This is a genomic window from Haloferax sp. s1, from assembly GCF_058382125.1.
The window spans coordinates 1-2,737 of record NZ_JBZRPK010000293.1 but is presented as its reverse complement, the minus strand read 5'-3'; the positions used below and the strand labels follow the sequence as shown (position 1 = coordinate 2,737).

Genomic DNA, 2,737 nt, shown 5'->3' with positions numbered 1-2,737 from the left:
CGTCCGAAAAGGGTGCGCGATTCATCCGATTCTGTGACTCGTTTAATATCCCCACCCTGTCGTTCGTGGACGTACCCGGCTTCCTCCCCGGCACCGACCAGGAGCACAACGGCATCATCCGCCACGGCGCGAAACTCCTGTACGCCTACTCCGAGGCGACGGTCCCGCTCATGACAGTTATCACCCGCAAGGCCTACGGCGGTGCCTACGACGTCATGGCCTCGAAACACCTCGGCGCGGACGTGAACTACGCGTGGCCGACCGCCGAAATCGCCGTCATGGGGCCACAGGGCGCGGTCAACATCCTCTACCGCGACGAACTCGAAGCGGCCGACGACCCTGACGCCCGCCGCGACGAACTCATCGAAGAGTACCGCGAGGAGTTCGCTAACCCGTACACGGCGGCCGACCGCGGCTTCGTCGACGACGTTATCGAACCCGGCGATACCCGGAACCGACTCATTGCGGACCTCCGGATGCTGCAGTCGAAGCGCAAGTCGCAACCCGACAAGAAGCACGGGAATATCCCGCTATGACGGAGGACCTGCTCTCGGGGCTGTCGATCCCCGACGACGCGGACTCGGAGGAGGCAGCGGCCATCGCTGCTGCAGTCGGCGCACATCTCCACGACCAGACGGCCGCCGCGGTCGCCGCCGCAGCAGACGAAGAAGAGACGTGGGACGAAAAGCGCTGGCAGTACGCCGGTCGCCTCGACTCGGTTACGGGATGCGCCCGTCGCGTCCCGTCGGGCGCACCAACGAACGCGTGGGCCGCTTCGGGACGTACTGACCGGTTCTGACTTCGGGACGTACTGACCGGTTCTGACTGGTAAGCGGTACGTCGCGGCGCAGACCGGGGATGCGTTCCCTCTTTACTTCGTTCTTACTCCGCGAACGCCGGGTTGTCGATAACGACGCCATCGACGCCCCAGTCGCGCAGTTTCTCGACTGTTCCGCGGTCGGGGACTGTCCACGTGTTGACCTCGAACCCTGCGTCGTGTGCGTCTTCGATTCGAGCCTCCGAGAGCAGTTCGTAGTACGGGTGGATAGCCGTGCAGTCGAGTTCCGCGGCGATATCGAGCGATTCGTTCCAGTCGTCGGCGAAAAGGAATGCAACAGGGAGGTCGGTCGCTTCGCGCACTTCTCGGAGTGCGTCCGCGTCGAACGACGAGACCAGCACCTCGTTCGGGGCGTCGGCGACGATAGCCCCGAGGTCCGACGCGAGACCGTCCTCTTTCAGTTCGACGTTGACGGCGATGTCGTCGGGTAGTACCTCGAACGCTTCGGCGAGCGTCGGAATCGGCTCGTCGGAACTGCCGATGGTGACTTCACGGAGGTCCGAGAGGGGCGTTTCTGCGACCGAACCATCAACGTCGGTCAGGCGGTCGAGCGTCTCGTCGTGGAAGACGACGAGTTCGCCGCTCGCGCAGCGTCGAACGTCGAGTTCGACCCAGTCGAGTCGTTCGGCGGCGGCGGTGAAGGCGGCGAGCGTGTTCTCGGGGGCGAGAGCGGGACAACCACGGTGGCCGATGGCGCGCATGGGTGAGCATCGCGAGACGAGCGACTAAACGTTATCTCACGCGACAGGTCAGCAAAGCGGCCGGCGCATCCGCTCCCGAACGGGGCGAGAAGAGGAATTGCAGAGAGAATCGTCTGCTACGAAATTACGCGGTCTGTCCGCCCTTCTTGCGGGTGATGTACCCGGCGATGCGGTTGCGGACGCCCTTCGACTCGACGGTGGTCAGTTGCTCGACGCTGTCCTTGTTCGTCTCGAAATCCGTGTTGAACGCCTGCGGGTAACGCTCCAGCAGGATGTTACCAAGCTGCTTGACGTACTTGGGCTTGATTGCCATGTCGGAGATTTCCCCGGACGAACACTAAAACGATTCGTTCCGTCGCTCCGCCGCCCGCTCGCGCCACCCGGTCAACTCATCGATTCGTGCGAACGCTTCGCGCTCCGCCGGTCCGCCGCACTTGTCGACCGTTTCCGCGAAGTACGCGAGTCGGGAGAGCAACTCGTCGGTGTCGAAGGCGGGCACGTCGAGGCGGGAGGCGGCGACTGTCGCGTCGATGACAGCTCCGAACCCGCGGTTGATGGTACACGGGCGGGTTCGCTCGATGTCGGCGTCGACGGGGTGCAGTTCCCATGTTTCCCACTGCGTCCCGCCGTCCTCGCCCGAGTCGACCATCGTCGCCTCGACTTCGGCCCACGCGTCGGCCGAGTCGAGGACGGGCGACTCTCGCTCGTAGATGGTCATCGCAGCCTCGACGAAGTCCCGCGGGTCGGACACGAATTGAACGACGCCGCCGCCCTGTCGGTGGAAGTTTCGGCGGGTTCGGGTGTTTCCCCACGTCGTTGCGGTGACGCTGTCCGGTACGCTGCCCGCCGACGATTCGGGCGCGTGAAGCCCGAGTGCCGCGAAGTTCCACAGGTCGTTCGGGCCGAGCGTGGCGACGACCGACTCGGTGACGCCGCGAAGTTCGACGGGCCACTCGGTGGGTTCTTCGGTCCCGGACTGAGGCTCGTCGGTCACAGCGGGACCCCCCGCTCCAGCGCGACGAACGTCGCCGCACAGGCGATATCGGCGGTCGTCCCCGGGTTGATTCCCTCGGTGACGAACGTCTCAGCCAGCTCCTCGGCCTCGTCGAGATTCGAGACGGCAGCGGCGCGGTCCATCACGTCGCGGGCGACCGACTCGCCGTGATTCGTTACGACGAGCGTGGCCGGTTCCTCGGCG

Annotated in this window: 6 protein-coding genes; 2 read left to right on the top strand and 4 right to left on the bottom strand. The window is 65.0% G+C overall.

The window, feature by feature from the left end; genetic code table 11:
- Together QT222_RS03100 and pccX are read left to right on the top strand one after the other, a co-directional pair.
- A partial coding sequence (locus QT222_RS03100) for a carboxyl transferase domain-containing protein (protein ID WP_491476271.1) occupies positions 1-536 on the top strand: 536 nt, incomplete at its 5' end.
- On the top strand, positions 533-799 hold the full coding sequence (gene pccX / locus QT222_RS03095) for a propionyl-CoA carboxylase subunit PccX (protein WP_004059930.1): 267 nt from the start codon (positions 533-535) through the stop codon (positions 797-799). The genes QT222_RS03100 and pccX, both read left to right, overlap by 4 nt.
- Before the next feature lie 83 nt (positions 800-882).
- On the opposite strand, the gene QT222_RS03090 is transcribed toward pccX, so the two are convergent.
- The 4 genes from QT222_RS03090 to QT222_RS03075 all read right to left on the bottom strand — a co-directional run.
- Positions 883-1,539, bottom strand: coding sequence for a glycerophosphodiester phosphodiesterase (locus QT222_RS03090; RefSeq protein ID WP_491476270.1), 657 nt, complete (start codon positions 1,537-1,539; stop codon positions 883-885).
- Positions 1,540-1,663: 124 nt separating this feature from the next.
- Complete coding sequence (locus tag QT222_RS03085; RefSeq protein ID WP_004059932.1) at positions 1,664-1,852, bottom strand: 30S ribosomal protein S17e; 189 nt, start codon at positions 1,850-1,852, stop codon at positions 1,664-1,666.
- Between the two features lie 24 nt (positions 1,853-1,876).
- On the bottom strand, positions 1,877-2,533 hold the full coding sequence (locus QT222_RS03080; protein WP_004059933.1) for a DUF447 domain-containing protein: 657 nt from the start codon (positions 2,531-2,533) through the stop codon (positions 1,877-1,879).
- Positions 2,530-2,737: triphosphoribosyl-dephospho-CoA synthase (locus tag QT222_RS03075; RefSeq protein ID WP_491476269.1), on the bottom strand; the 208-nt coding region annotated here is incomplete at its 5' end. The genes QT222_RS03075 and QT222_RS03080, both read right to left, overlap by 4 nt.